The organism is Kitasatospora sp. NBC_01539 (assembly GCF_045040525.1).
Taxonomy (GTDB): domain Bacteria; phylum Actinomycetota; class Actinomycetes; order Streptomycetales; family Streptomycetaceae; genus Kitasatospora.
Genome location: NZ_CP109390.1, coordinates 7,314,225 through 7,339,667 on the forward strand (window position 1 = coordinate 7,314,225; position 25,443 = coordinate 7,339,667).

23 protein-coding genes are annotated in these 25,443 nt (G+C 75.5%); 19 read left to right on the forward strand and 4 right to left on the reverse strand.

From position 1 onward, the window contains the following. Positions 1-2 precede the first annotated feature (2 nt). Positions 3-404 carry a YciI family protein gene (locus tag OG335_RS31760; RefSeq protein ID WP_405014576.1) on the reverse strand — a complete coding sequence of 134 codons (402 nt, stop codon included), beginning with the start codon at positions 402-404 and terminating at the stop codon, positions 3-5. A gap of 121 nt (positions 405-525) precedes the next feature. Then, complete coding sequence (locus tag OG335_RS31765; protein WP_405014577.1) at positions 526-699, reverse strand: hypothetical protein; 174 nt, start codon at positions 697-699, stop codon at positions 526-528. 649 nt (positions 700-1,348) lie between these two features. Between OG335_RS31765 and OG335_RS31770 the strand changes: the two genes are divergently transcribed. The 13 genes from OG335_RS31770 (at position 1,349) to OG335_RS31830 (ending at position 17,563) form a co-directional block, all read left to right on the forward strand. After that, positions 1,349-3,565, forward strand: coding sequence for a hypothetical protein (locus tag OG335_RS31770; protein ID WP_405014578.1), 2,217 nt, complete (start codon positions 1,349-1,351; stop codon positions 3,563-3,565). A gap of 129 nt (positions 3,566-3,694) precedes the next feature. Beyond that, positions 3,695-5,326 carry a GT4 family glycosyltransferase PelF gene (pelF, locus tag OG335_RS31775; protein ID WP_405014579.1) on the forward strand — a complete coding sequence of 544 codons (1,632 nt, stop codon included), beginning with the start codon at positions 3,695-3,697 and terminating at the stop codon, positions 5,324-5,326. Next, entirely contained in the window at positions 5,323-6,957 is a 1,635-nt protein-coding gene (locus OG335_RS31780; protein WP_405014580.1) for a hypothetical protein, read from the forward strand. The genes pelF and OG335_RS31780 overlap by 4 nt, the downstream gene beginning before the upstream one ends. A gap of 115 nt (positions 6,958-7,072) precedes the next feature. Then, positions 7,073-8,086, forward strand: a complete 1,014-nt coding sequence (locus tag OG335_RS31785; RefSeq protein ID WP_405014581.1) for a GDP-mannose 4,6-dehydratase — start codon at positions 7,073-7,075, stop codon at positions 8,084-8,086. Positions 8,087-8,130: 44 nt separating this feature from the next. Further along, positions 8,131-8,844, forward strand: a complete 714-nt coding sequence (locus OG335_RS31790) for a sugar phosphate nucleotidyltransferase (protein WP_405014582.1) — start codon at positions 8,131-8,133, stop codon at positions 8,842-8,844. Between the two features lie 3 nt (positions 8,845-8,847). Further along, positions 8,848-9,756, forward strand: coding sequence for an NAD-dependent epimerase/dehydratase family protein (locus OG335_RS31795; protein ID WP_405014583.1), 909 nt, complete (start codon positions 8,848-8,850; stop codon positions 9,754-9,756). Beyond that, entirely contained in the window at positions 9,756-10,463 is a 708-nt protein-coding gene (locus tag OG335_RS31800) for a spherulation-specific family 4 protein (protein WP_405014584.1), read from the forward strand. Before OG335_RS31795 ends, OG335_RS31800 begins: the two co-directional genes overlap by 1 nt. Continuing rightward, a complete protein-coding gene (locus tag OG335_RS31805) occupies positions 10,460-11,437 on the forward strand; it encodes an endo alpha-1,4 polygalactosaminidase (RefSeq protein WP_405014585.1) in 978 nt (325 codons plus the stop codon). Before OG335_RS31800 ends, OG335_RS31805 begins: the two co-directional genes overlap by 4 nt. Before the next feature lie 154 nt (positions 11,438-11,591). Further along, positions 11,592-12,560 carry a protocatechuate dioxygenase gene (locus tag OG335_RS31810; RefSeq protein WP_405014586.1) on the forward strand — a complete coding sequence of 323 codons (969 nt, stop codon included), beginning with the start codon at positions 11,592-11,594 and terminating at the stop codon, positions 12,558-12,560. A 364-nt stretch (positions 12,561-12,924) separates the two neighbouring features. Further along, positions 12,925-14,259: a DUF1996 domain-containing protein gene (locus OG335_RS31815; RefSeq protein WP_405014587.1), complete on the forward strand. Its 1,335-nt coding sequence runs from the start codon at positions 12,925-12,927 to the stop codon at positions 14,257-14,259. 88 nt (positions 14,260-14,347) lie between these two features. Continuing rightward, positions 14,348-14,908: a DUF305 domain-containing protein gene (locus tag OG335_RS31820; RefSeq protein ID WP_405014588.1), complete on the forward strand. Its 561-nt coding sequence runs from the start codon at positions 14,348-14,350 to the stop codon at positions 14,906-14,908. Between the two features lie 266 nt (positions 14,909-15,174). Continuing rightward, positions 15,175-17,121 carry a protein kinase domain-containing protein gene (locus OG335_RS31825; protein ID WP_405014589.1) on the forward strand — a complete coding sequence of 649 codons (1,947 nt, stop codon included), beginning with the start codon at positions 15,175-15,177 and terminating at the stop codon, positions 17,119-17,121. A gap of 211 nt (positions 17,122-17,332) precedes the next feature. After that, positions 17,333-17,563 carry a DUF6480 family protein gene (locus tag OG335_RS31830; protein WP_405014590.1) on the forward strand — a complete coding sequence of 77 codons (231 nt, stop codon included), beginning with the start codon at positions 17,333-17,335 and terminating at the stop codon, positions 17,561-17,563. Positions 17,564-17,695: 132 nt separating this feature from the next. Here OG335_RS31830 and OG335_RS31835 read toward each other — a convergent pair whose 3' ends face one another. After that, positions 17,696-18,553 carry an EamA family transporter gene (locus OG335_RS31835; RefSeq protein ID WP_405015596.1) on the reverse strand — a complete coding sequence of 286 codons (858 nt, stop codon included), beginning with the start codon at positions 18,551-18,553 and terminating at the stop codon, positions 17,696-17,698. A 128-nt stretch (positions 18,554-18,681) separates the two neighbouring features. On the opposite strand from OG335_RS31835, the gene OG335_RS31840 reads away from it, so the two are divergent. From OG335_RS31840 to OG335_RS31850, 3 genes are all read left to right on the forward strand, one after another. Beyond that, positions 18,682-19,257, forward strand: coding sequence for a helix-turn-helix domain-containing protein (locus OG335_RS31840; protein WP_405014591.1), 576 nt, complete (start codon positions 18,682-18,684; stop codon positions 19,255-19,257). Between the two features lie 205 nt (positions 19,258-19,462). Then, a complete protein-coding gene (locus OG335_RS31845) occupies positions 19,463-20,203 on the forward strand; it encodes a serine/threonine protein kinase (protein ID WP_405014592.1) in 741 nt (246 codons plus the stop codon). Between the two features lie 7 nt (positions 20,204-20,210). Beyond that, entirely contained in the window at positions 20,211-21,785 is a 1,575-nt protein-coding gene (locus tag OG335_RS31850) for a protein kinase domain-containing protein (protein WP_405014593.1), read from the forward strand. Positions 21,786-21,820: 35 nt separating this feature from the next. Here the strand turns inward: OG335_RS31850 and OG335_RS31855 are convergent, their stop codons facing one another. Next, positions 21,821-22,192: a hypothetical protein gene (locus OG335_RS31855; RefSeq protein WP_405014594.1), complete on the reverse strand. Its 372-nt coding sequence runs from the start codon at positions 22,190-22,192 to the stop codon at positions 21,821-21,823. 194 nt (positions 22,193-22,386) lie between these two features. Here OG335_RS31855 and OG335_RS31860 point away from each other — a divergent pair, with 194 nt between their 5' ends. From OG335_RS31860 to OG335_RS31870, 3 genes are all read left to right on the forward strand, one after another. Beyond that, the gene (locus OG335_RS31860; protein ID WP_405014595.1) at positions 22,387-23,460 is read left to right on the forward strand and encodes an SPFH domain-containing protein; all 1,074 of its coding nucleotides are present in this window, start codon (positions 22,387-22,389) and stop codon (positions 23,458-23,460) included. After that, complete coding sequence (locus OG335_RS31865) at positions 23,457-24,356, forward strand: hypothetical protein (RefSeq protein WP_405014596.1); 900 nt, start codon at positions 23,457-23,459, stop codon at positions 24,354-24,356. Before OG335_RS31860 ends, OG335_RS31865 begins: the two co-directional genes overlap by 4 nt. A 236-nt stretch (positions 24,357-24,592) precedes the next feature. Next, the gene (locus OG335_RS31870) at positions 24,593-25,414 is read left to right on the forward strand and encodes an SDR family oxidoreductase (protein WP_405014597.1); all 822 of its coding nucleotides are present in this window, start codon (positions 24,593-24,595) and stop codon (positions 25,412-25,414) included. Positions 25,415-25,443 lie beyond the last annotated feature (29 nt).

Here is a 25,443-nt window from a genome sequence, read left to right on the forward strand (position 1 = left end):
GGTCAGAGCTCCGTGGGCGGGGCGGACATCACCTGTCGCACCTCGATCGGCATGTTCAGCGGCTTGCCGCCGGGGCCGGGGGCCGAGGAGGCGTGCGCGGCGATCTCGACGGCGCGCCGCTCGGTCTCGCAGTCGACGATCCAGTAGCCGGCCAGGAACTCCTTGGTCTCCGGGAAGGGGCCCTCGGTGACCAGCGGTGCGCCGTCGTGCCCGGCCCTGACGACCTTCGCGGCCTCCGGGAACGCCAGGCCCTGCGCGTCCACGAACTCGCCGTCCGCGACGAGCTTCGCGTTGGTGTCGCGCATGAAGGCGATGTGGGCCTGCACCTCGCTCTCCGCCCACTCGGAGATGATCGGGAAATCGGCCGTCGCCGCACTGAACTGCATCAGCAGCATGTACTTCATCGTTCTCTCCTCATGTCCCGGCACCCGGGTACGGGGTGCTGTCACGGGTGGGTAGAAGCCGCCGCGCCGATTTCGACATCCCCGGCCGGGATTCCGGGGAATTTTTTTTCCGGCCCTGCGGTCAGCGCAGGTCCGCCCGGCGGGCGCGTCCCCACCAGGAGAGGAACGAGTCGACGACCTGCCCCGTGCCTGCCGGTACCGGCCGCCGGTGCCGCGGCAGCGACCAGGCGCGGGCCTGCTCGGCGAGCGCCTGCCGGGAACAGGTGCAGCTGGGGGAGGAGGAGCACGGTGTCATGGGCCTGGCCTTCCCACGTACGGTCGCGGTCTCGTCACGAAAGGGTACCGGGGCCGCTACTCCCGTCCGGGCTGACGCGCCGTCCGCCCCGCGCGCCGCGGGACCTCCGCGGCCTGCGCCGGGCCGCGGGCGGCCGCTCCGCCCCGCACCGTGCTCCGCCCCGGGTGCCCGCGCGCCGGGCCGCCCGCCCGCCGGCCGGGGCGGGCCGCCGTGGTGGCCGGGAACGGCCGTGTGCGCAGCGTCGGCGACACGCCCGGTCGGCCGAAATGTGGTGCTCGTCACACGCGCCGGAGCGGGTCGGCGGGCGGTCCGGCCGCGGAGGGGGCGGGCCCGGGCGGCAGGTGCCACGGTAGGGCCCGGCCGGTCGTGCACGGCCCGTGGGGCGTGCGGGGGCGCGTGGCATGCGCGCAGGTGAAACGGCGTCTGACCAATGTGCTGATAGTCGGTCAATTTTGAACCTGTCGGGTGGATTCGGTGGATGCGCAGGGGTCGGATGGTCATACGATGTGCGGCGGGGGATGACAGTGCGTGACGCCCGGTAGGCGGCGCGCATCCGTGGTCACGCATCACACACACACTTCGCACATCGCACAAGTCGGACGGCGGTTCTTCGCGTAGCCGCGCGCCGTCCGAGGGGGAGGGACACCTCATGGGGCGTAGAGCCCGAATTGCCGCTGCCTGCACGGTCGCCGGACTCGTGATGGCGCTGTCGCCGATGCCAGGCGCAGCCGCCGTCACGACGCCCAGGATCGACCTGCGGCTGCTGATCGTCGACGACGGCGGCCCCGCCGTCGGCGCGATCGTCGCCGAACTCGACAGCACCGGCGTGCCGTACACCCGTGTCGACCTCAACGCATCCGGTCGGCCGACCATCGCCGCCGCCTTCCTCAGCGACACGGTCTCCGGCGCCCCGCGCGCCAAGTTCCAGGCCGTCGTCATGCCCAGCAACGCCCCCGCCGGCCTCGGCGCGGACGAACTCGCCGCCCTGGCCTCCTACGAGCAGCAGTTCGGCATCCGCCAGGTCGACGCCTACACGTACTCGCAGCCGGCCGTCGGCCTCGACTGGGGTGCCGGCACGACCGGTTACGCCGGCACCCTGGACGGCACGCAGGCCCAGGTCACCGCGGCCGGCACCGCCGGACCGTTCGGCTACCTGGAGGGCGGCATCGCCTTCGAGGACAACTCGCCGAGCGTGCCCGAGAGCTACGGCTTCCTCGCACCGCCGCTCGCCGAGCAGGCGGCCGGTGCCACCTTCACCCCGTACGTCGACGCGCCGATCCCCGGCCACAGCGGCAGCCGCGGCTCGCTCGTCGGCGAGTACGCCCACGACGGGCGGAGCGAGCTCGTCGTCAGCTTCGTCTACAACGCCTACCAGCGGCAGTACCGCCAGCTCGCCCGCGGCATCGTCGAGTGGGCCACCCAGGGCGTCCACCTCGGCTACGACCGCAACTACTTCGCGCTGCACGTCGACGACGTCTTCCTGTCCGACGACCGCTGGGACACCACCCTCAAGTGCACCCCCGGCGACGTCACCTGCCCGCCCGGCAGCAACCCGGACGAGCACCCCATCCGGATGACCGCCGCCGACGCCCTGTACCTCAAGCAGTGGCAGCAGGCGCACGGCTTCAAGGTCGACCTGGCCTGGAACGGCGCCGGCAGCGAGGACTTCAAGGACGACAACGGCGGCACCGACCCGCTGGCCGCCCAGCTGATCGCCGACCAGAGCTCCTACCGCTGGATCAACCACACCTACACGCACGCCTTCCTGGGGTGCGTGCAGGACGTCACCGTCGTGCCGTGGCGCTGCAGCACCAACGCGAGCGGCGCCACCGTGTGGACCAGCCAGTCCGACATCACCTCGCAGATCACCAACAACCGCACCTGGGCCGCCACCAACGGCCTCACCGCGGCCGACAACACCGAGCTGGTCACCGGCGAGCACTCCGGGCTGGTCACCAACCCGCAGCAGCCCACCGACAACCCGTACCTCGGCCCGGCCGTCAACGCCACCGGCACCACCTGGCTCGCCAGCGACGCCTCCCGCGAGCACGACCAGCGCGCCGTCGGCAACGCCCTCACGATCCCCCGCTACCCCCTCAACGTGTTCTACAACGCGGCGACGGCCGGCGAGGAGGTGGACGAGTACAACTGGATCTACACCTCCCGCGCGCAGGGCGGCAGCGGCATCTGCGAGGACAACCCCGCCACCACCACCTGCCTGCCCACCCCGCTCGACACCACCACCGGCTACGGCGACTACATCGTGCCGCTGGAGGCCCGCCTCGCCGTCAACCGGGCGATCAGCAACGACCCGCGGCCGCACTTCGTGCACCAGTCGAACTACGCCGAGGACCGCATCGCCTACCCGGTGATGGAGGGCATCCTCAACGAGTACGACTCGCTCTTCACCGCCGACACCCCGCTGGTGAACCTCCGCCAGAAGGACATCGGCACGGAGCTGAAGCGCCGCGCCGCCTGGGCCCACGCGATCGCCAACGGCCAGGTCAACGCCTACCGCGTCGGCGACACCGTCACCATCACCGCGCCCTCGGGCACCCTCGCCCAGGCCACCGTGCCCACCGGCACCGTGCAGCAGCAGCTCGTCGGCACCACCGCGTTCGGCTCCGCCTACGCCGGCAGGCTGTCCGGCTGGGCCGGTCCCGGTCTGCTGCAGAGCAGCGTCACCCTCAAGCTGCCCAGCGGCAGCGCGGGGCTCCTGACGACCGTCGCCAAGGTGCTCAAGACCACCACCACCGCCACCGTCCGCATCCTGCCCGTGCCCAGCGGCGTCAAGACCCCGGTGCCCGCCGGGCCCGCCGCCGACAGCGACACGCTCGACCAGACCGCCGGCGGCGCCACCGGCTGATCCGGCCGGCGGCACCGCCACGGGCGGGCCGGGCCGGGGCGCACCACGCCCAGGCCCGGCACCCCGCCCCGCACCACGCGCTCCGCACCGCCCGCCGTCCCGGGGGCGGCACTTCCTGGGGGGGAAACCATGACCAACCACCTGCACGCCGTCCCGGCGGCCGTCCCCGAACCGCAGACACCGTCGGCCGGCGCCACCCGCACCGCCGACCTCGCGCACCTCGTCGGCACCCGGGTCACCCTGCTCACCGAGGGCACCTACCCGCACAGCCACGGCGGCGTCAGCGTCTGGTGCGACCAGCTCGTCACCGGCATGCCCGACGTCGAGTTCCGCGTCATCGCCGTCACCGGCACCGGCGGCCAGCCGCTCTCCTGGGACCTCCCCCCGCACGTCACCGACGTCCGGGCAGTGCCGCTGTGGGGCCCCGCGCCCGCCGGCCAGGCCCCCCGCGGCAACGCGATGCGCGCCTTCCTCACCGGCTACGAGCGCTTCCTGCTCTCCCTCCTCGACCCCGCCGAGGAGGCCGCGTTCGGCCCCGAGCTGTACGTCCTCGCGGTCCACGCCCGGGCCGGCCGGCTCAGCCCCGCCCTGCGGTCCGAGGCCGCGCTCCGCGTCCTCGCCGACGTGTGGAACCGCCCGCACCTCGCCACCTCCGCGGCCCGCCCCAGCCTGCACGACGCGCTCACCGCCACCGAGCTCCTCGAACACGCCCTGCGCCCGCTCGCCGCCCACCCCAAGCCGGGCGGCGTGCTGCACGCCGTCAGCGGCGGCCTCGCCGCCCTGCCCGGCCTGGTCGGCAACCACCTGCACGGCACGCCGTTCCTCCTCACCGAGCACGGCATCTACCTGCGTGAGCGCTACCTCGGCTACGGCACCGGCTACGCGTGGCCGGTCAAGGCCCTGGTGCTCGGCTTCTACCGGATGCTCGCCGTCGAGAGCTACGCCCGCGCCGCCCTCGTCACCCCCGGCAACCGCTACAACCGCCGCTGGGAGGAGCGCGCCGGCACGCCCGCCGACCGCATCCGCACCGTCTACAACGGCGTCGACCCGGCCGCGTTCCCGCCCGCCGGGCCCGAGCCGGAGGTGCCCACCCTCAGCTGGGCCGGCCGGGTCGACCCGATCAAGGACCTGGAGACGCTGATCCGGGCGTTCGCCCTCGTCCGCGCCGAGATACCCGACGCCAGGCTCCGGCTCTTCGGCGGCACCCCGGCCGGCGGTGCCGCCTACCGCGAGCGCTGCGAGGCGCTCGCCGCCGACCTGGGCGTCGGCGACGCGGTGGTCTTCGAGGGCCGGGTCGACGACATCCGGGACGCCTACGCCGCCGGCAACATCGTGATGCTCTCCAGCATCAGCGAGGGCTTCCCCTTCACCCTCATCGAGGCGATGTCCTGCGGACGCGCCACCGTCTCCACCGACGTCGGCGGGGTCCGCGAGGCCGTCGACGACACCGGTCTCGTCGTGCCGCCGCGCGAACCCGAGGCGATGGCCCGCGCCGCGGTCGACCTGCTCCGCGACCCCGCCCGCCGCGCCGAGATGGGCCGCGGCGCCCGGGCCCGCGTCGTCGAGCAGTTCACGCTCCGGCAGACCATCGACTCCTTCCGCGAGATCTACCACGAGCTCGACCGCCGCGACCGCTTCCGGCCCGCCCGCGACAGCGGCCCCTTCGACTGGTGGAGCCCCGCCCTGCGCGCCGCCGCCGACGGCCAGGCCGACGCCCGCCCGGCCGACCTCGGCCCCGCCGCCGTGGGAGCCGCCGGATGAGCACCCTGCTGAACCTCTCCGAGGACGGGCCCCGCCCCGAGGACACCGTGCTCCTGCGCCTGCCCCGCCGCCGGACGGCACCCGCCGACGGCGACGGCGCGGGCCACCGGCCCGACGAGACCGTCGCCCTGCGCGTCCTCAGGCCCGGCGAGGCCCGGCCCGCGCCCGACGAGACCATGGCGCTGCGCGTCCTCAGGCCCGGCGAGGCACAGCCCTCGCCCGACGAGACCCTCGCCCTGCGCGTCGTCGACCCGCAGGCCGCCGGCCCCGGTGCCGCCCAGGACGGGCCGCCCGTCCCGCTGCCCGCCGACCCGCTGGACGAACTCGCCGAGCGCCTCGCCGACGTCTGCGCCCGCGCCGTGCACCCCTTCGAGATCGCCGCCGTCCTCGAGTCCGACGGCCTGACGGACGAACAGGCCGCCGTCCTCTACGGCCGCACCGACTCCTTCTCCATCGCCGACGAGCTCTTCGCCCGCACCGAACGCCGCCACAGCGCCCCGCCCGAGCCCGCCGACCCGTGGCAGGCCGACCCGCTGCGCACCCTGCTGCGCGGCCTGCTCTTCGCCCTGCCCGGCCTCGCCTACCTGCCCGCCGCGCCCTTCCTGCGCTCCGGCACGGCGGCGGGCGCCCTCGCCCTCACCGCGCTCGTCGGCTGGGCCCTCAACCAGGCCCTCGCCCACCGCGCCTACGCCTGGCGCGCCCTCGGCGCCCGCTACGCCGTGGGCCGCAGCCTCCTGCGCGGCGGCCTCGCGGCGACCGTCCTCGGCGCCGGCGCGGCCGCCCTCGCCGGCGCCACCTGGCCGGTGCTGCTGTTCGCCACCGGGCAGTCGCTCTACCTCGCCTCGGCGACCGTGCTGCTCGTCACCCGCCGCGCCAAGCGGCTGATGGGCGCGCTCGCCCCCACCGCGGTCGCCGCCGCGGCGACCCTCGCCACCGACCTGCCGCAGCAGCTCGCCCTCGCCGGGCCCGCGCTCTCCCTCTCCCTGGCCGCCGTCTTCGCGGGCATCGAGATCGGGCAGCGCCTGCGGGCCGGCGACCCGCCGCCCGCCGCCGGGGTGCCCGTCGCCGACAGCCTGCCGCACGGTCTGTTCGGCCTCGCCGTCGGCGCGCTCGTCCTCACCGCGTCGTTCGGCGACCCGTGGCGGCCCGCCCCGGCCGGCGGCGCCTCCGCGGCGGTCGCCCTCACCCTCAGCATGGGCCTCGCCGAGTGGCTCCTCTTCCGGTTCCGCAGCCGCTCGGTCACCGCCCTGCACACCAGCACCACCGCCGAGCAGTTCCGCACCCGCACCGACCGCACCCTGCTCGGGCTGCTCGCCGGCTACCTCGTCGTGCTCGCCGCCCTCGGCGGCGGCGCCGCCCTGCTCTGGACGGCACGGCTCCCCGGCGCCGGCCAGCTCGGTGCGCTGCTCCTGCTCGGGGCCCTGCTCTGGACGGCCCTGCTGCTCCAGGTCTTCGGCGCGGTCTGGCCGCCGGCCCTGATCTGTACCGCCGCGGCGGTCGCGGAGACCACCGCCACCGCCGTCCACCCCGCCGCCGCCGAGGCGGCCGGGCTCGCCGCCACCGGCCTCGCCGTGGCCGCCATGATCCTCATCACCCGGGCGAGGACCGGCCGCGTCACCGCGCACAGATGACGCCGCGCCGGCACACGCCGGCCACCGCCGCCCCGCCCGGCACGCCCCGCCCGAACGCGCCGCGCGCGCCCGGGCCGCCCGCCGAATCCGCGTTCCCACACATCGGAGGCTCGCCATGAGCAGCAGCACCACCGGCAACCCCCTGGCCGCCGTCACCGGCGCCGAGGGCTTCATCGGGTCCCATCTCGTCGAGACCCTGGTCACCGGCGGTCACCGGGTCCGCGCGATGGTCCAGTACAACTCCTTCTCGTCGTTCGGCTGGCTGGAGACGCTCCCGGCCGAGATCCTCGACCACGTCGAGATCGTCCTCGGCGACGTCCGCGACCCCGGCTCGGTGACCGGCCTCGTCAAGGGCACCGACGCGGTCTACCACCTGGCCGCGCTCATCGCGATCCCGTACTCCTACCGGGCCCCGCACTCGTACGTGGAGACCAACGTCACCGGCACCCTCAACGTGCTGGAGGCCGTCCGCCACCTCGACATCCCGCGGCTCGTCCACACCTCCACCAGCGAGACGTACGGCACCGCGCAGACCGTGCCGATCACCGAGGACCACCCGATCAACACGCAGTCGCCGTACGCCGCCTCCAAGGCCGGCGGCGACCGCCTCGCGGACAGCTACCACGCGAGCTTCGAGACCCCGGTCGTGACGCTGCGCCCGTTCAACACCTTCGGGCCGCGGCAGTCGATGCGCGCCGTCATCCCCACCGTCATCGGCCAGGTCGCCGCGGGGGAGCGCACCATCACCCTCGGCGACCTCCGGCCCACCCGCGACTTCCTCTACGTCAAGGACACCGCGGCCGCCTTCGCGACCGTCGGCACCGCCCCCGCCGAGCAGGTCGTCGGCCGCACCTTCAACGCGGGCACCGGCGGGGAGATCTCCGTCGGCGACCTCGTCTCCCTGATCGGCAAGCTCATGGACGCCGACCTGACGGTCCGCGAGGACACCGACCGCATCCGGCCCGCCGCCTCCGAGGTCATGCGCCTCGTCGCCGACGCCACCCGGCTGCGCACCGCCACCGGCTGGGCCCCCGCCCACTCGCTGGAGGACGGCCTGCTCGCCACCATCGCGTTCTTCCGCGACCCGGCGAACCTGGCCCGCTACAAGACCGACCTGTACAACGTCTGACCCCGGCGCCCGCACCCACCGCACCCCAGACAAGGAGCACCAGCATGCACGTTGTCATCCTGGCCGGCGGCAAGGGCGTACGCCTGCGCCCGTACACCACGGCGCTGCCCAAGCCGCTGGTGCCGATCGGCGACCAGCACGCCATCCTCGAAATCGTCATGCGGCAGCTCGCCGCGGCCGGCTTCGAGAGCTGCACCCTCGCCATCGGCCACCTCGGCCACATCATCCGCGCCTACGTCGGCGACGGCTCCCAGTGGGGCCTCGACGTCACCTACACCAGCGAGGACAGCCCGCTCGGCACCATGGGCCCGCTGCTCACCATGCTCGACCGGCTCCCCGAGCAGTTCCTCGTCATGAACGGCGACGTCCTCACCGACCTGCCCTACGGCGACGTCCTCAAGCAGCACATCGACTCCGAGGCGCCGCTCACCATCGCCACCTACGCCCGCAAGGTCAACATCGACTTCGGCGTCCTCACCACCGAGCACGGCCGGGTCACCGAGTTCCGCGAGAAGCCCAGCATGGACTACCACGTCTCGATGGGCGTCTACGGCCTCTCCCGCACCACCCTCGCCCGGTACACCCCCGGCCGGCCGCTCGGCTTCGACGACCTCGTCCTCGACCTGCTCGCCGCCGGCACCCCGCCGCAGGCCTACGAGTTCGACGGCTACTGGCTCGACATCGGCCGCCCCGACGACTACGACCGCGCCAACGCCGACTTCCACGAGCACCGCGACCTCCTGCTGCGGGGTGCCTGACCGATGGACGTCCTCGTCCTGGGAGCCACCGGCTTCCTGGGCGGCCACATCACGGACCACCTGCGCGCCCTCCCGGGCGCGCGGGTGGTCCGCGCCGGCCGCACCGCCACCGCCGACGTCGCCCTCGACCTCGCCGAGGCGACCCCGGCCGCCCTCGCCGCCCTGCTCGCCGAGCTGCGCCCCGCGGCCGTCGTCAACTGCGCGGGCGCCGTCACCGGCGACGGACTGCGGCAGACCGGCCTCAACGCGCGCGGCCCCGCCGTGCTCGCCGCCGCCCTGCGCACCGCCCTGCCCGCGAGCCGCCTCGTGCACCTCGGCTCCGCCGCCGAGTACGGCGCCTGCCCGCACGGCACGTCGCTCGACGAGCAGGCCCCCGCCTGTCCCGGCGGCCTGTACGGCGCCACCAAGCTCGCCGGCACGCTGGCCGTCACCGAGGCCGCCGCCGCGGGCCAGGACGCCGTCGTGCTGCGGGTGTTCAACCCGGTCGGGCCCGGCGCCCCCGCCGCCTCGCTGCCCGGCCGGCTCGCCGCCGAGATCCGTCGCGCAGGCCCGGACGGCACCGTCACCGTCGGCGACCTCTCCGCGCACCGCGACTTCGTCGACGCCCGCGACGTGGCCCGCGCGGTGTCCGCCGTCCTCACCGCCACCGGCCCGCTGCCGCCCGTCGTCAACATCGCCGGAGGCGCCGCCCGGCCCGTCCGCGACGCCGCCCGCGCCCTCGCCGAGGCCGCCGGGTTCCGCGGCCGCATCGAGGAGCACGGCGCCGGCTCCGAACGCTCCGCCGCCGTCTCCTGGCAGCAGGCCGACATCACCACCGCCCGCGGCCTCGGCTGGGAGCCGCTGATCCCGCTCGCCGACTCGCTGGCCGACCTGTGGCACAGCCTGAAGGACACCCGGGAGCCCACCTTCTGATGGAGCGACTCCTCGTCCCCCTCTACGTGCACCCCGCCGAGGACCCGTCCGCCTGGCGGGCCCTCGTACGGGCCGCACCGCGCCTGTACGCCGTCGTGCTGAACGCCGCCGACGGCCCGGGCACCGCCCCTGACCCGGTGTTCGCCGAACCCTTCGCGGAGCTCCGCGAGGCCGGCGTCCGCATCCTCGGATACGCCGACACCGCCTACGGGCAGCGCCCGCACGCCGCCGTCACCGACGACCTGCTGCGCCACCGCGACTGGTACGGCACGGACGGCGTCTACTTCGACCAGGCGCCCACCGACCCGGCGTTCCTGCCGCACCAGCGGCGGCTCACCGTCGCCGCCCGCGCCCTGGGCTGCGGGACGGTCGTGCTCGGCCACGGCACCCACCCGGACCCGGCGTACGCCGCGGACGACGTCGCCGACGTCCTCGTCACCTTCGAGGGCGACTGGGACGCGTACGAGAGCGACCGGGTGCCGCGCTGGACGCTCGACCACCCGGCGGAACGCTTCTGCCACCTCGTGCACGGCGTCCCGCCCGGCCGGGTGCGCGCCGTGGCCAGCGAGGCGCGCCTGCGCGGCGCGGCCCTGCACTACGCCACCCACGGCACGGGGGACAATCCGTGGAGCACCCTGTCACCCGTCCTGGCGCCGGTCCCGGCGCTGGCCGCGACGACACCCGCCCCGACGACGGAGAGCCCGTGACGACCCGCCGGACCCGCACCGCCGCACCCGCCACCGCCGTCGCCGCGGCCCTGCTGCTCGCCCTCGCCGGCTGCTCCTCCGCCGGCGACGACGACGGGGCCGCCCCCGCGCCGGACACCGTCACCGCCGCACCCACCGGCACGGGTGCCGGCAGCGCGTCCGGCGCCGCGAGCGCCTCGCCCGGCCCGTCCTCGCCGTCCCCGGCCGGCAGCTCCCCGGTGCCCGGCGGATCCGCCACCGGCGGCACCGCCGGCTCCCACCCGCCACCCGCCCGGGCCCGCTGGCAGCCCCGGCCCGGCACCGCCTGGCAGTGGCAGCTCGACGGCCGCGTCGACACCGGCGTCGACGTGCCGGTCTACGACATCGACGGCTTCGAGAACGACGCCGCCACCGTCGCGCGGCTGCACGCCCAGGGCCGCAAGGTCATCTGCTACGTCAACGTCGGCGCGTACGAGGACTACCGCAGCGACGCCGGGGACTTCCCCGCCGCCGTCCGCGGCGAGGGCAACGGCTGGAAGGGCGAGGCCTCCCTCGACGTCCGCCGCACGGACGTCCTGCTGCCGCTCATGGCCCGCCGCTTCGACATGTGCCGCGCGAAGGGCTTCGACGCCGTCGAGCCCGACCTCGTCGAGAACTACCACGCCGACACCGGCTTCAAGATCAGCGCGGTCGACCAGCTCGCCTACAACCGGGCGATCGCCAAGCTCGCCCACGACCGCGGCCTCGCCGTCGGGCTGAAGAACGACCTCGACCAGATCCCTTCCCTCGTCGGCGATTTCGACTTCGCCGTCAACGAGCAGTGCGCCGAGTTCGACGAGTGCGACGCGCTCAGGCCGTTCATCGCGGCCGGCAAGGCGGTCTTCCACGTCGAGTACACCACCCCCAACGACCGGTACTGCGCGCGGAGCCGGCAGCTCGGTCTCAGCTCCATGACCAAGCACCTCGAACTCGACGCCTGGCGCAAGCCCTGCTGACGTGGCGCCGGTTCCGCCTCCGGCGCGGTGCCGCCGTCGACTCCGGGCCCGCGGTGGCCGCCGTCGCCTCCCCCGGGGTGGACCTGGCGGGCTTCTCATGGAGGGTCGAGAGTGTCCACAGGAAGATCTCATCCGCCGTCCTTAGCTTCGGCCCATGGAACATGACCACGACGAGGGCCGGCGCGTCAGCCGCCGGACGGCCCTGGCCGGTATCAGCAGCATCGGCCTCGGGGCCCTCCTCGCGGCGTGCGGCAGGAGCGGCAGCACCACCGCGACCGCGTCGGACGGCGTGAGTGTCGGCATCTCGCCCCAGTCGTCGACCGCCGAGGACCTGACCGGGCTCTTCGCGGGCTCCAACACCTGTACGCTCACGGCCTCCACCACACAGGGCCCGTACTACTTCGACGCGGACAGGATCCGCGCCGACATCCGCGAGGACCGCAAGGGCACGCGGCTCAAGCTGGCGCTGCGGGTGCAGGACAGCGAGAGCTGCGCGGCCCTGCCGAACGCCGTGGTGGAGATCTGGCACTGCGACGCCGACGGGCTCTACTCCGGCGCCGAGAGCCTCTCCGGCGGCGGTGGCGGTGGTGGTGGCGCGATGCCCTCCGGTGCACCGGAGGGCGGGGCGCCGGGTGGGATGCCGTCCGGTGGCCCGGGCGGCGGCCCCGGCGGCACGCCGCCGTCGGGCATGCCCTCGGGGATGCCGTCCGGTGCGCCCGGTGGCGCCGGCGGTGCCGGGGGAGCGGGCGGTGCCGGCGACCAGGGCGACCTCACCCCGAAGGACGACAAGCGTTACCTGCGCGGGGCCCAGGTGACCAACAAGGACGGCATCGTCGAGTTCACCACGATCTGGCCCGGCTGGTACCGCGGGCGCACGGTGCACGTCCACGCGATGGTGCACGTGAACGACGAACGCACCCTCACCACGCAGCTGATGATGGACGAGAAGCTCAACTCGGCGGTCTTCGCGAAGGCGCCGTACGCCGTGCACACCGGCCGCGACACCTTCAACGACGGCGACGGCATCTACAAGCCGGGCATGCTGCTCAAGATCACCGAGGACGGCGACGGCTACCTCGGCGTCATCACGCTCGCGGTGGATCCGGACAGGAACGGCACGTAGCCCGGCAGTCGGCCACGGGCCCCGAGGCGGCACCTCCCCGTGCGGAGGTGCCGCCTTCCGTCGTTCCCGGGGGAGCCGGGACGGGCCGGTGCGCCGCTGGTGGGGCGTGCTTCCGTGGCCCGGGGCGCCGCCGGTGGGTCGTTGACCGGGCCGTTGACCGGGGCGTCCGGGAGAGCGCTCCCCCGGATCGTACGGCCTGCGGGGAGCCGATGGGGCGTTGACGGAGCATCTTCAGGATGTCTTGACAGTGTCCGCAGGGCCTCCTATCTTCCCGTCAGAGAGCGCTCTCTCGGTGAGCCCCAACACTCGCCGCACCATCGCACACCGCACCTTCAGGCTCCTTCCCCCACCCGATTGGAGAGCCATGAGGTCGTCCTTCGGCCTGCGGTCACGACCGCGTGCACACCCGCGTCCGCCCACCCTGCCCCGCCTCCGCACCCCCGCCCGCCGGCGGCTGGCCGGGCTCCTCGCCGCCGTCCTCACCGCCGCGGCGGTGCTGACCGGCACGGTCGTCCAGGCCCAGGCAGCCGACACCCCGATCTCGCAGGGCCGCCCGGTCACCGCCTCCTCCCTGGAGAACGCCGCCTACCCCGCCGGCCTCGCGGTCGACGGCAACGGCGGCACGCGCTGGTCGAGTTCGGCCGCCGACAACCAGTGGATCCAGGTCGACCTCGGCGCCAACGCCTCGATCAACCGGATCGTGCTCGACTGGGAGGCCGCCTACGCCAGCGCCTACCAGGTGCAGGTCTCCGCGACCGGCACGAGCTGGGTCACCGTCCGCGTGGTCGCCGGTGCCACCGGCGGCCGGCAGACCCTCGACCTGTCGGCCACCGGCCGGTACGTGCGGGTGCTCGCCACCACGCGGGCCACCGCCTGGGGCGTATCGCTCTGGGAGTTCCAGGTGTTCGGCGCACTCGGCACGCAGACCGTGCCGCCGGGCGCCGTCCGGGTCGCCGAGTTCCTCGCGGACTGCCCGTACAGCCACCGCCTGCCGGACGACCCGATCGTCTTCCCCGGCCTGCCCGGCGCCTCGCACATGCACAGCTTCTTCGGCAACAACGCCACCAACGGCAACTCCAACCTCGGAAGCCTGGAGACGGCCGGCGGCACGTGCAACCCGGTCGCCGACATCTCCTCGTACTGGGTGCCCACCCTGTACGCCGACAACGTGCCGGTCGAGCCCACCGGCACCACCTTCTACTACCTCGGCGAGGGCGTGCGCGACGACGTCATCGCCAACACCCAGCCGTTCCCCCGCGGTCTGCGCATCGTCGCGGGCAACGCCAAGTCCACCGGCCCGGACGACAACACCATCTCCCGCTGGTCCTGCCTGTGGGCCGGCCAGGTCAACCCGTCGCACGACTTCGTGAACTGCCCGGCCGGCACGATGCTGGAGTCGTACCTCGACTTCCCGCAGTGCTGGAACGGCAAGGACCTCGACTCGGCCGACCACAAGAGCCACATGGCGTACCCCGTCGGCGGGGCCTGCCCGGCCACCCACCCGGTGCCGGTGCCCAAGCTCCGTCAGGTGCTGCGCTACCCGGTCACCGGAGACCCGTCCCGGCTGCGGCTCGCCTCCGGGCCCGGCTACACGATGCACGGTGACTTCTTCAACGTGTGGCCCGCCGCCGAGATGGAGCGGCGCGTCCGCGACTGCATCAACCCGATCGTCAAGTGCGGTGCCGACGGCCGTCCGTGACGGTTCGACCGCACACCCGGGGCCCGGGCGGGACGGCGACGTCCCGCCCGGGCCCCGCCCGACCTGCCATCCCCGGGGAGGGGACCCGATGAGAAGAGCATTCGTCGGCGCGGCCGTGGCCGCGCTCGCCCTGTGCGGCGGCCTGGTGGCCGTCGCCCGGCCCGGCGGCGGACCGGCCGCACCGGACGCCGGGGGCACCGCCTCCGCCGCACCGTTCAACCCGACCGACGTGGCCTGGCTCCAACTCGCCGCGCCCATGACCGAGCAGGCCGTCCACCTCGCCGGACTCGTCACCACCCGGTCCGCGTCGCCCGAACTGCGGGCCCTCGCCGACACCGTCACCCGGGACGACACCGCCGACCTCGGCCGCCTCCGCGCGCTCATCGCGCAGGCCGGGGCGAGCGGCGCCAACCCGCACGAGGGCCACGACATGCCGGGCATGACCACCGCCGCCGAGTACGCCGCCGTCGAGAAGGAGCAGGGCGCGGCCTTCGACCGCCTCGCCACCACGCACCTGCGCGAATACCTGGAACAGTCGGTGCACCTCGCCGAGGCCGAGAACACCGCGGGCAGCCGACAGGACGTCCGCGCCCTCGCCGCCGACATCCGGCGCAACCGCACCGCCGAACTCGGAGGACTCCCGGGCTGACGGACAAGGCCGGCGGACAAGGCCGGCGTACAGGGCCGGGACCGGGTCGGCGTACAGGGCCGGCGGCGGGACCGGCCGTCGGAGGCCGGAGATCGGGCGCCCCGGAGGCGGAGGGTCGCGGCCGAGAGCCGCGGGCCGCCCGAGGCGTCGCCGTGCCCCGGCACCCCGAGTGCCGCACACGAAGCAGGCCCGTGGCCGGGGCCCGGGGCCCGGACGCCCGCTCCCGGGGGCACCGACGGTCCGTGCCGTCTCCTACCATGGCGGGCATGAACACTGGGGGGCCCGAATCACGGCTCATCGACGGCCGTTTCGAACTGCTGCAACGCCTCGGGGGCGGAGGCATGGGCCTCGTCTGGCGGGCCCGCGACAACGCGCTGCACCGCGAGGTGGCGCTCAAGGAGGTGCGGCCGCCCGACCCGGCCATGGCCGCCGCCGACCCGGCGGGGGCCCTGGAACTGCGCGAGCGGGTCCTGCGCGAGGCACGGGCGCTCGCCCGGCTGCAGCACCCCCATGTCGTGATCATCCATCACATCGTCGACAGCCCCGAACACCCGCACCCGTGGCTCGTCATGGAGCTGGTCGGGGGCGGCAGCCTCGCGGACCGGCTGGAGCAGGGCCCGCTCACCGTGCCGGAGGCCGCCCGGATCGGCCGCGGCGTGCTCTCCGCCCTGCGGGCCGCCCACGCGGCCGGCATCCAGCACCGCGACGTCAAGCCCGGCAACGTCCTGCTGCGCACCGACGGCACACCCGTGCTCACCGACTTCGGCATCGCGGCGATGCAGGGCGCCACCGCCCTCACCGCGACCGGCTCGCTGATCGGTTCGCCCGAGTACATCGCCCCCGAACGCATCCGCGGCCAGGAGGGCAACCCCTCCTCCGACCTGTGGTCGCTCGGCATGATGCTGTACGTCGCCGTGGAGGGCCACCACCCGCTGCGCCGCGCCACCACGCTGGCGACCCTCGCCGCGGTGCTGGACGAGACGCTCCCGCCGCCGGTCCGCTCGGGCCGGCTGGGGCCGCTGCTCTCCTCGCTGCTCGCCCGCGACCCGGCCGCCCGGCCCGACGCCGAGACGCTCGACCGGCTGCTCGCCGCCGCGGAGCAGGGCGGGTCGGCGCCGTCCGCCGGCTGGACGCCCACCTCGCTCGACAACCTGGGCCCGGGCCCGTCCGCCGCACCGTTCGCGAAGCCGGACCCGGGCGCGCACTCCGGCCCGAACGTCCACTCCGGCCCCAACGTTCACACCGGCCCCAACGTCCACACCGGTACGAACGTGTACACCGGCCCGAACGGCCACGGCGCGGACGCCCCGACGGCCGGCCCGGCGCACCCGGTCGCGCCCTACGGCGAGATGCCGCTCGGCGGCGGCGCCCCCGGCGGCTATGGCCACCCCTCGCAGACCGGCCCGACGAACCCGTGGAACGCGCAGGCCGGCCACCCCTCCTACGCGCCGTCGCCCGGCCCGTACGGCGTCTCGGACAGCGGTGCGCACACCGGGCCGTTCCCGGCCGCGCCGGCCCGTCGCAGCCGTACGGCGATGGTGGCGGTCTCCGTGGCGGGCGTGGTCCTCGCCGGCGGCCTGGCCTGGTCGCTCCGGTCCGACGGCAACGCCTCGAACCAGGGCGGCAACCAGGGCCTCTCCACGTCCTCGGCCGGCAGCTCCACAGGCGGCGGCACGGGCTCCGGCGGTACGGCGTCCGGCGGGGCGTCGCCGGCCGCGGCGACCTCGAAGGCCGGCGCCTCGCGGACGGCCGCACCGCCTGCGGACGCCAAGAACCTCCACACCCCGGCCGGCCTGCGCGCCGTGGTCGAAGCGATCAAGCAGACGGCCGGCACCACCGAGGTCTACAGCCTGGTGGTCTACCCCACCTACGCGATCGCCGAGGTGCCGAAGGCGCCCGGGTCCAAGCAGTACGACTACGTCGACTACCGCAACGGCGCCGCCACCAAGCGCCACGGCAGCACGCAGATCGGCGACGAGAAGCCCGTCGACCTGACCGTCTACAACTGGGATCTCGTCCCCGGCCTGTTCAAGAAGGGCGAGGAGACCCTCAACGTGCCGAAGCCCACCACCCGCTACCTCTCGATCGACCCGACGTTCTTCTTCGACGACGTGAAGAGCCTGTCGATCTACATCGGTGACGAGTACGGCAGCGGCTATCTCGCCGCGGACCTCAAGGGCAAGGTCATCCGGAGCTACCCGGCCGAGAGCTGACCGGGCCGGAGGTGGGGCAGGGGGACGGCGGGGCGGCGGGCGGCGGGTGCGCAGGTGAGGGCCGGGGAAGTCGGCCCGGGATTTCGGCTGCGGAGTGCGGCTGCGGAGTGCGGCCGGGTGTCCGAGCCGGTGCGTGAACGATGCAGGTCACCCCGCCGCCGCCCCCGCGGGAGAGTGGAGAGGTCACCTCACCCGGCCTGTGGAGGCCGTCATGTCGATCGCGTCCGTTCCCCTCTCGTCTCCCCTCCCGCGCCCGCTCGCGGTGCCCGCGGTCCGTCCCACCGAGACCCCGGAGTGCGAGGCGTCCACCTGTCACGCCATCTCGACGCCCGAGCGGGTCGAGCTGCACGACGCCTGGCCCGGCTGGATCCCGCTGCTGCTCATCGGCCTGCTGGTGGTCGCCTGCGCAGGTTTCGCGGTCGGCCGGATCCTGGCCTTCTGACCCCGGCCGGGCACCCCACCCGTTCATCCGGTCCGGCCCGCCACCCGGCGGGCCGGACCGTTGTGCCGCCGTGCCCCTCGCGCCCTCGTACCGGCAACCGGGCCTCAGGACACCCGGGGGCCGGGCGGCGGCTCAGCCGAGGGCCAGCAGGCAGACCGAGGCGGCGGCGGTCCCGAGGCCGACCAGCTGGGCGCGGCCGAGTCGTTCGGCGAGCACGGTACGGGCGAGCAGTACGGTGCCGGCCGGGTAGAGGGCGGTGATGACGGCGACGACTGCCAGGTCGCCGCTGCGGACCGCCAGCAGGAAGGCGAGGTTGGCGAGGGAGTCCAGCGCGCCCGCACCGGCGGCGATCGGCAGCGAGGGCCGTTCCGGGCCCAGTCGCCGGTGCAGCAGGAGTGCCGCCGCCACGGTCACGACGGAGGAGACGGCGCGGCCGGTGATGAGCGGGGCCAGGCCGCTGTCGGTGGGGGCCCGGTCGAGGCAGACGAGCTGCAGGGCGATGGCCGTGCCCGCGGCGACGGCGAGCAGCAGCGCGCTGCGCCCGGGGCGTGCGGGCGGGTGGCCGGGTCCGGTGTCCCGGTCGCTGCCGGGCCCGGCGACCAGCACGACGGCGACGAGGGCGAGGGCGATCCCGAGGACGGCCGCGGCCCCCAGGTGCTCGCCCAGGGCGAGTCCGACGCCGACCGGCAGTGCCGCGGAGACCACCGCGCTCACCGGCGAGAGCACGCTCATCGGGCCGATCGCCAGGGTGCGGTAGAGCAGGGCGAACGCGGCGGCGGAGGCGAGCCCGGAGGCGGCGCCCCAGCCGAGGGCGGGGGCGCTCCAGGTGGCGCCGAGGAGGGGCCACAGCAGGAGCTCGACCGCGAGGCTGACGGGCGCGGCGACCATCACCGTGCGCAGCACGTGGGCGCGCCGGGCGCCGAGGCCGCCGAGGAAGTCGGAGCACCCGTAGGCGAGGGAGCTGCCCAGGGCCAGGAGGACGGCGAGCACGGGCGGCCCCTTTCGGTTCATCGGACCGACCTGAGTCTACATTCGAATGACCGAAGGGGTGCACTGCTCCGACCGGAGGGTACATTGGGGCGACCGAGGACGAGGCCGACACGGCAAGGGGTGGTCCGGTGGCCGAGGTGTCGCTGACACTGCGGACGGTGGCGCGCAACGTGCGGGCCGCCCGCGCGCGGGCGGGCCTGTCGCTGGAGCAGCTGAGCGTGCGCGCCCAGGTCAGCAAGGGTGCGCTGGTGGGCCTGGAGAACGCCCAGGGCAACCCCAACCTGGGCACCCTGGTGCGGCTCGCGGACGCCCTCGGCCTGGCGGTCTCCGACCTGGTGGACGAACCCCGGCAGGGCCGGGTGCAGATCGTCGACGGTGCCGCCGCCGCCCCGCTGTGGACGGGGGAGGGCGGCGGCTGGGCGCGGCTCGTCCTCACCACCCCCGGCCCGGCCCAGGTCGAGCTGTGGCACTGGCGGCTGCACCCCGGCGAGGTGTACGAGAGCCATCCGCACCCGGCGGGCGTGACCGAGACGCTCACCGTGACCGCCGGGCGGATGGTCCTGGAGGTCGGCGGCGTCGGGCACCCGCTGGTCGCCGGTGCGAGCGCCACCTTCGGCGCCGACGTCGGGCACGCCTACCGCGGCGCGGGCGACGGGCCCTGCGACCTGATCATGACGGTGCACCTGCCGCCCGCGACGCCCTGACCGCCCCGCGGCGCCCTGACCACCGCAGGGCGCCCCGGCCACCCCGCTGCGCCCTGACCGCCCCGCGACGCCCCGGCCGTCCCCGGCGGAAACGTCGCACACGCAGCGTACGTTTTCTGACACACTGTGTGACCGGGTCGCGGACGTCCCCGGTCCCCCCGGGGCGGCGCCGCGGAGCCGTGCGAGCCGGCCGTCGAGGGGGCGTATGGACACCGTGATCGTGCAACTTCCGGACGGGCCGGGGGCCGCGCCGGGTGCGCCCGCGCTGCTGCGCATGGGCCCCGGCGACGCCGCGGAGTTCGGCCGCGGCGCCCCCGCGTGCCCGGTCGCCATCCCGCTGCCCGACCAGGGCGTCTCGCGCCGCGCGGGCGAGGTGACGGCCGCCGAGGACCACTGGCGGCTCTCCAACTTCAGCCGCTCGGCGACGTACGTGGTGGAGAACCTGGAGGGCGCGGGCGAGCACCTGAAGGTGGCGCCCGGACGGCTGGGCGCGCCCGTGCCGTTCGAGTTCTCACGGGTGGTCCTGCCCTCGCTCGGGGGAGGCTGCCGCTTCAAGGTCTTCGCCCCGCAGCACGCCTATCTCGACCCCGTGCGGCAGCGGGCGCCGGGCGACTGCACCGTCAGCCCGTTCGCGCTGGACGCCACCGCGAAGTACTTCCTCGTGCTGGTGGCGCTCTGCGAGCCCCGGTTGCGCGGCACCACCGCGGCGGCGGTCCCCGGGGTCGGCGAGGTCGTCGAACGGCTGCGCGCGGACCCGGCCTGCCGGGACGTCACCCGGTCCGCCGTCAACTACCACATCGACTACCTGGCGGAGTGCAAGCTCCGGCTGGTCCCGGGCGACGGCGGCCTGCGCAAGCGCGAGGAACTCGTCGGGCTCGCGCTCCGGTTCGACCTGGTCCGCGAGGAGCACCTCGTCCTGCTGCCCCCGCGCCGCCCCCGGTCCTGAGCGCCCGGTGAGCGGCGACGCCCCGCCCGGCGCGGGCCCGGAGGTGCCGTACGGCTACCGCGTGGCGGGCTACCGGATCACCGACCGGATCGGGGCCGGAGCGTGGGGCACCGTCCACGCGGCCGAGCGGCTGGCGGACGGCGCCCCCGCGGCCGCGAAGTTCCTGCCCGCCGCGGGCCGTCCGGGCGGGCTGAGCCCTGCCGCGGCCGCGGCCGCCCTCGGGGAGGCGGAGGCGGGCCGCAGGCTGGCGCACCCGCGGCTGATCCGCACCCTCGCCACCGCCACCGTCCGCGACCCGGAACTGCCGGGGCTGGACGGCGCCGTGGTGCTCGTCATGGAACGCGCCGAGCGGAGCCTCGCGGACCTGCTCGCGGACGGTGCGCCGCTGCCGCCCGCCGTGGCCGGGCGCCTGCTGGCCGAGGTGTGCGAAGGGCTCGCCCACATGCACGCGCACGGCTGGGTGCACGGCGACCTCAAGCCCGCCAACGTGCTGCTGATGGCCGACGGCGGCGCGCGCCTCGCGGACTTCGGGCTCACCGCCGAGCTGGAGGGCACGCACGCGTACGCGGCGCCGTTCGGCACGCCGGACCACGTGCCGCCGGAGTGGTGGTCCGAGCGGACCGGCGCCCGCGGGGTGGCGCTGCGCCCGGCGTCCGACGTGTGGGCGTTCGGGGTGCTGGCGCACCAGGTGCTGGCGGCCGGCCTGCACCCCTTCCCGGGGGCCACGCCCCGGGCGCGGGCGCTCGCCGCGCAGGCGTACGCGCGCGGCCGTGAGCCGCTGCGGCTGGACGCGCGCGTGCCGGGGCCGTGGCGTCCGCCGATCGCCGCCTGCCTCGCGCCGGTCCGGACGGACCGGCCCGCGGACGCCGGGGAGCTCGCCGCGCGGCTGCCGCCGGCCCCGGCCCGGGCGGACGGCGCCGACGGGGCCCGCCCGCCGCGCCCGTGGTCGGCCCGCCGGGCGGCGTGGGCCGCCGGCCTGGCGCTCGCGGGCGCGGCGGCCGCAGTGGCCGTCGCGGTGCTCCCGACCGGTGCGACCGGTACGGCGGGGCCCGCCGGTACGACCGGTACCGCCGTGACCGGAAGCCCGACCGGACGCCCGACCGTCGCGGGGGACCGGTCGCCGGGGGCGCTGCCGCCCGGGGCGGACGTGCCGGCCGCGCTGCGCGGGCCGATCGACCGGGCGGCCCGCCGCTGCCCCGAACCGGAGGTGACCCCGGCGCTGCTCGCCGCGATGGTGAAGGCGGAGAGCGGCTTCGACCCGGCGGCGTCCCGCCCGGAGACCGACGAGTACGGCGTCGCGATGTGGACGCCCTCGGTGTTCCGGGCCTGGGCGCAGGACGGCGACGGCGACGGCCGGGCCGACTACCGGCAGCCCGCCGACGCCATCGTGTCGATGGGGTCGTACGTCTGCTGGCTGGCCCAGCGGATGAAGGCGCGCGGTCTGCACGACGACCTGCCGGGCCTGCTCGCGGCCGGGTACCGGACGAGCGACAAGACGGTCGCGGAGGAGGGCGGGGTGCCCGCGCGGGTGGCGGCGCACGCGGCGAAGGTCAGGCGGTACCTCGCCGACTACACGGGCTGAGCCGCACCCGGCCCCGCACGGGATCCCCGCCGTGGTCAGCAGGTGGGCAGCCCCGGCACCGGCTGGTCGTTGTCGCCGCCGGAGAGGTAGACGACGTTGACCCACACGCCTTTGTTGCCGCTGTCGTCGTCGGTCTTCGCCCACCAGTGGTTGCGGTAGGGGCCGTCGACGACCTCGCTGCCGACGGCCTGGCAGTAGAAGTAGTTGGTGCCGGCGTTGAGGGTGCCGGCGCGGACGTCGCCCGCGAAGTACGAGGGCGCGGTCTTCCAGACCTGGCAGTTGTAGCGGCCTCCGCCGATGCCGTAGCAGCCGCTCGCGGCGTCGGCCGGGAGGGTGGTGAGGCCGCTGAGGGCGAGGCCGACGGCGGCCGCGGCCCCGGCGAGGGCGAGCGTGCGGACACGGGACATGGGTTCTCCTTGCGTGGTGAGGGGAGGCGGTGCATCCGTCGGTGCCCGCCTCCACCAGGCAATCAGCCGGGCCCGTCCCGCGGTACCCGACATCTGTCAGGGGTGCGCGGGCCGTCGGCGACTCCTCTTTTCGTCGTATTGACGACAATGGCTCCGATCGGTTATCGTCAATGAGACGAGAAAGGGGGCCGACCGTGGCCGACATCACCAGGCGCCTCGGGTTCCGGCATCTGCGCGCCGCACCCACCTCCCACATCCGGTGCCTCCGCGGCGGCCGGACCGTCCACGAGGGCACCGGCCTCGCGTTCTGGTTCCGCCCGCGCACCGCCGCCATCTCCGAAGTCCCCGCCGAGGACCGCGAACTGGCCATGCTCTTCCACGCCAGGACGGCCGACTTCCAGGACCTCACCGTGCAGGCCGCGGTCACCTACCGGATCACCGAGCCCGCCGTCGCCGCGGCCCGCCTCGACTTCGGCATCGACCCGGACACCGGCGCCTGGCGGGCCGAACCCCTCCAGCAGATCGGCACCCTGCTCACCGAGACCGCCCAGCAGCACGCCCTCGAACTCGTCGCCCGCACCCCGCTCGCCGCCGCCCTCGCGGACGGCATCGGCGCCGTGCGGCGGCGGATCGCCGACGGGCTCGCCGCGGAGGCCAGGCTCGCCGAGATCGGCCTCGCCGTCATCGCCGTCCGCGTCACCGCGCTGCGCCCCGAGGCCGAGATGGAGCGCGCCCTGCGCACCCCCGCGCGCGAGCAGGTGCAGCAGGACGCCGACCGGGCCACCTACGAGCGCCGCGCGGTCGCCGTCGAACGCGAACGCGCCATCGCCGAGAACGAGATGGCCAACCAGATCGAACTCGCCCGCCGTGAGGAGGAGCTGGTCGCCCGCCAGGGCGCCAACGCCCGCGGCCGCGCCGAGCAGGAGGCCGGGGCCGACGCCGTCCGCGCCGAGGCCGAGGCGGTCCGGCGCACCCGGCTCGCCTCCGCCGAGGCCGACGCCGACCGGCTCCTCGCCGCCGCCCGGGCCGAGGCCGAACGCGCCCTCGGCGAGGCCCGCGCCGCCGCCCGGCAGGCCTGGCTGGAGGCCCACCGGGAGGCCGGCCCGGAGGTGCTGCACGCCCTCGCGCTGATCGGCCTCGCCGAGCACCTGCCGCGGATCGACAGCATCACCCTCACCCCCGACGTCCTCACCGGCCTGCTCGCCCGGCTCGGAGCCGCCCCGGCCGTCCCCGCCGCCCCCGCCGGTGAGGCGGGCGCACCGCGATGACCCTCGCCCCCCGGGTGGTGCTCGTCCACCGCCGCAGCGAGTACGAGGAACTGCTCGCGCGCCACGGCTCCCGCGGGCAGGCCGCGTTCTTCCTGGAGTCGCGCGGCCGCTCCCTCGTCGACGTCGAGCTGCGCCACCACCGCACCCGGGACGCGCTCGCCGAGGTCGCCGGGGCCGTCCCGCTGGACTGGCGCAGCGCCCGCGTCGAGCGCGGCGACCTCGACCGGTTCCTCTTCACGCCGGAGGACGTCGTGGTGGTCGTCGGCCAGGACGGGCTGGTGGCCAACACCGCCAAGTACCTCGCCGGGCAGCCGGTGGTGGGCATCGACACCGAGCCGGGCCGCAACCCCGGCGTCCTGGTGCGCCACGGCGCGGCGCAGGCCCGGCGGCTGCTGCGTGCCGCGGTCGGGCCGGGTGCCGGGTCGCGCCTGGAGGAGCGGACGATGGTCGAGGCGGTCGCCGACGACGGGCAGCGGCTCCTCGCGCTCAACGAGGTCTACCTGGGCCGGAGCGGGCACGGGACGGCCCGCTACCGCATCCACCTGCCGGGCGGCGCCGCGGAGAGCCAGGCGTCCTCCGGGGTGCTGGTCGGCACCGGCACCGGCGCCACCGGCTGGTGCCGGTCGCTCTGGCTCGAACGCGGGAAGCCGATCCGCCTGCCGGAGCCGGCCGGTGCGGGCGTCGCCTGGTTCGTCCGCGAGGCCTGGCCGTCCCCGGTGACGGGCACGGACCACGTGCAGGGCCTGCTGGGGGGTGCCGAGCGGCTCGCCGTCACGGTCGAGTCGGACCGGCTGGTGGTCTTCGGCGACGGCATGGAGGCCGACGCCCTGGAGCTGACCTGGGGACAGCGCCTCACGGTCGGGGCGGCCGGCGAGCGGCTGCGGCTGCTGGCCTGACGGCGCCCGCCGCCGGGCGCCCGTCGCCGCGTGTGCGGACCGTTCGCGTGCGGGGCGCACCGGCGGCCCGGAACGCTTCCGTGCGCCCCTGCCGTGCTCCGCGCGGTGTCCCCGGACCACGGCGGTGGTGCGACCGCCTCTGCCAGAGTGGGCGGGCTGGTCCGGCCCGGCGGGGCATCTGCCGGGCCCATCGCCGGAGCACCCACCCCTCCGGCCGAAACGGAAGGCGGTCGTCCATGGCCCGTCGCTGGTTGGTGACCGGTTGCTCCTCGGGGCTCGGCCACGCCCTCGCCACCGCACTCGCGGAGGCGGGCGAGTACGTCCTCGCGACGGCCCGCAAGCCCGACACGGTGGCCGAGCTGGCCGCCCGCCACCCCGGGCACGTGACCACCGCCGCCCTGGACGTCCGCGACCCCGACCAGTGCGAGGCCGCCGTCGCCACCGCCGTCGACCGCCTCGGCGGCCTCGACGTGCTCGTCAACAACGCCGGCAACGGCATCTTCGGCACCGTCGAGGAGGTCGGCGACGAGGAGCTGCGCGACCAGCTGGAGACCCTCGTGGTCGGCCCCTGGCGGCTGGCCCGCCTCGCCCTCCCGGTGATGCGGGCGCAGGGCGGCGGCCACATCGTCAACGTCTCCTCGCTGGCCGGCCGGATGGCCTTCCCCGGCCTCGCGGCGTACGTCACCGGCAAGTACGCCCTGGAGGGCATGAGCCAGGCCCTCGCCGCCGAGGCGGGGCCGCTCGGCATCCGCGTGACCGTGCTCGAACCCGGCGGCTTCGCCACCGGCTACGGCGAGGCGCTGGCCGAGACCGCCGTCCGGATCCCCGCCTACGAGGCGGTCACCGCCCCCATGCTCCAGGGGATGCGCGGCATGCGGTCCGACCCGGCGCTGAGTCGCCCCGAGGACTTCGCCCGCCATCTCCTGCGCATCGTCGACGCCGGGGGGACGCCGCTGCGGGTGCCCCTCGGGGAGGACGCCTACGGCTACCTCGCCGCGGTCGAGGACGCGGCCCGTGACGAGCTGGCCGCCGCACGCGCCCTGATCCTCGGTACCTGACAGTCCGGGGACGGGACGGACACGGAGCC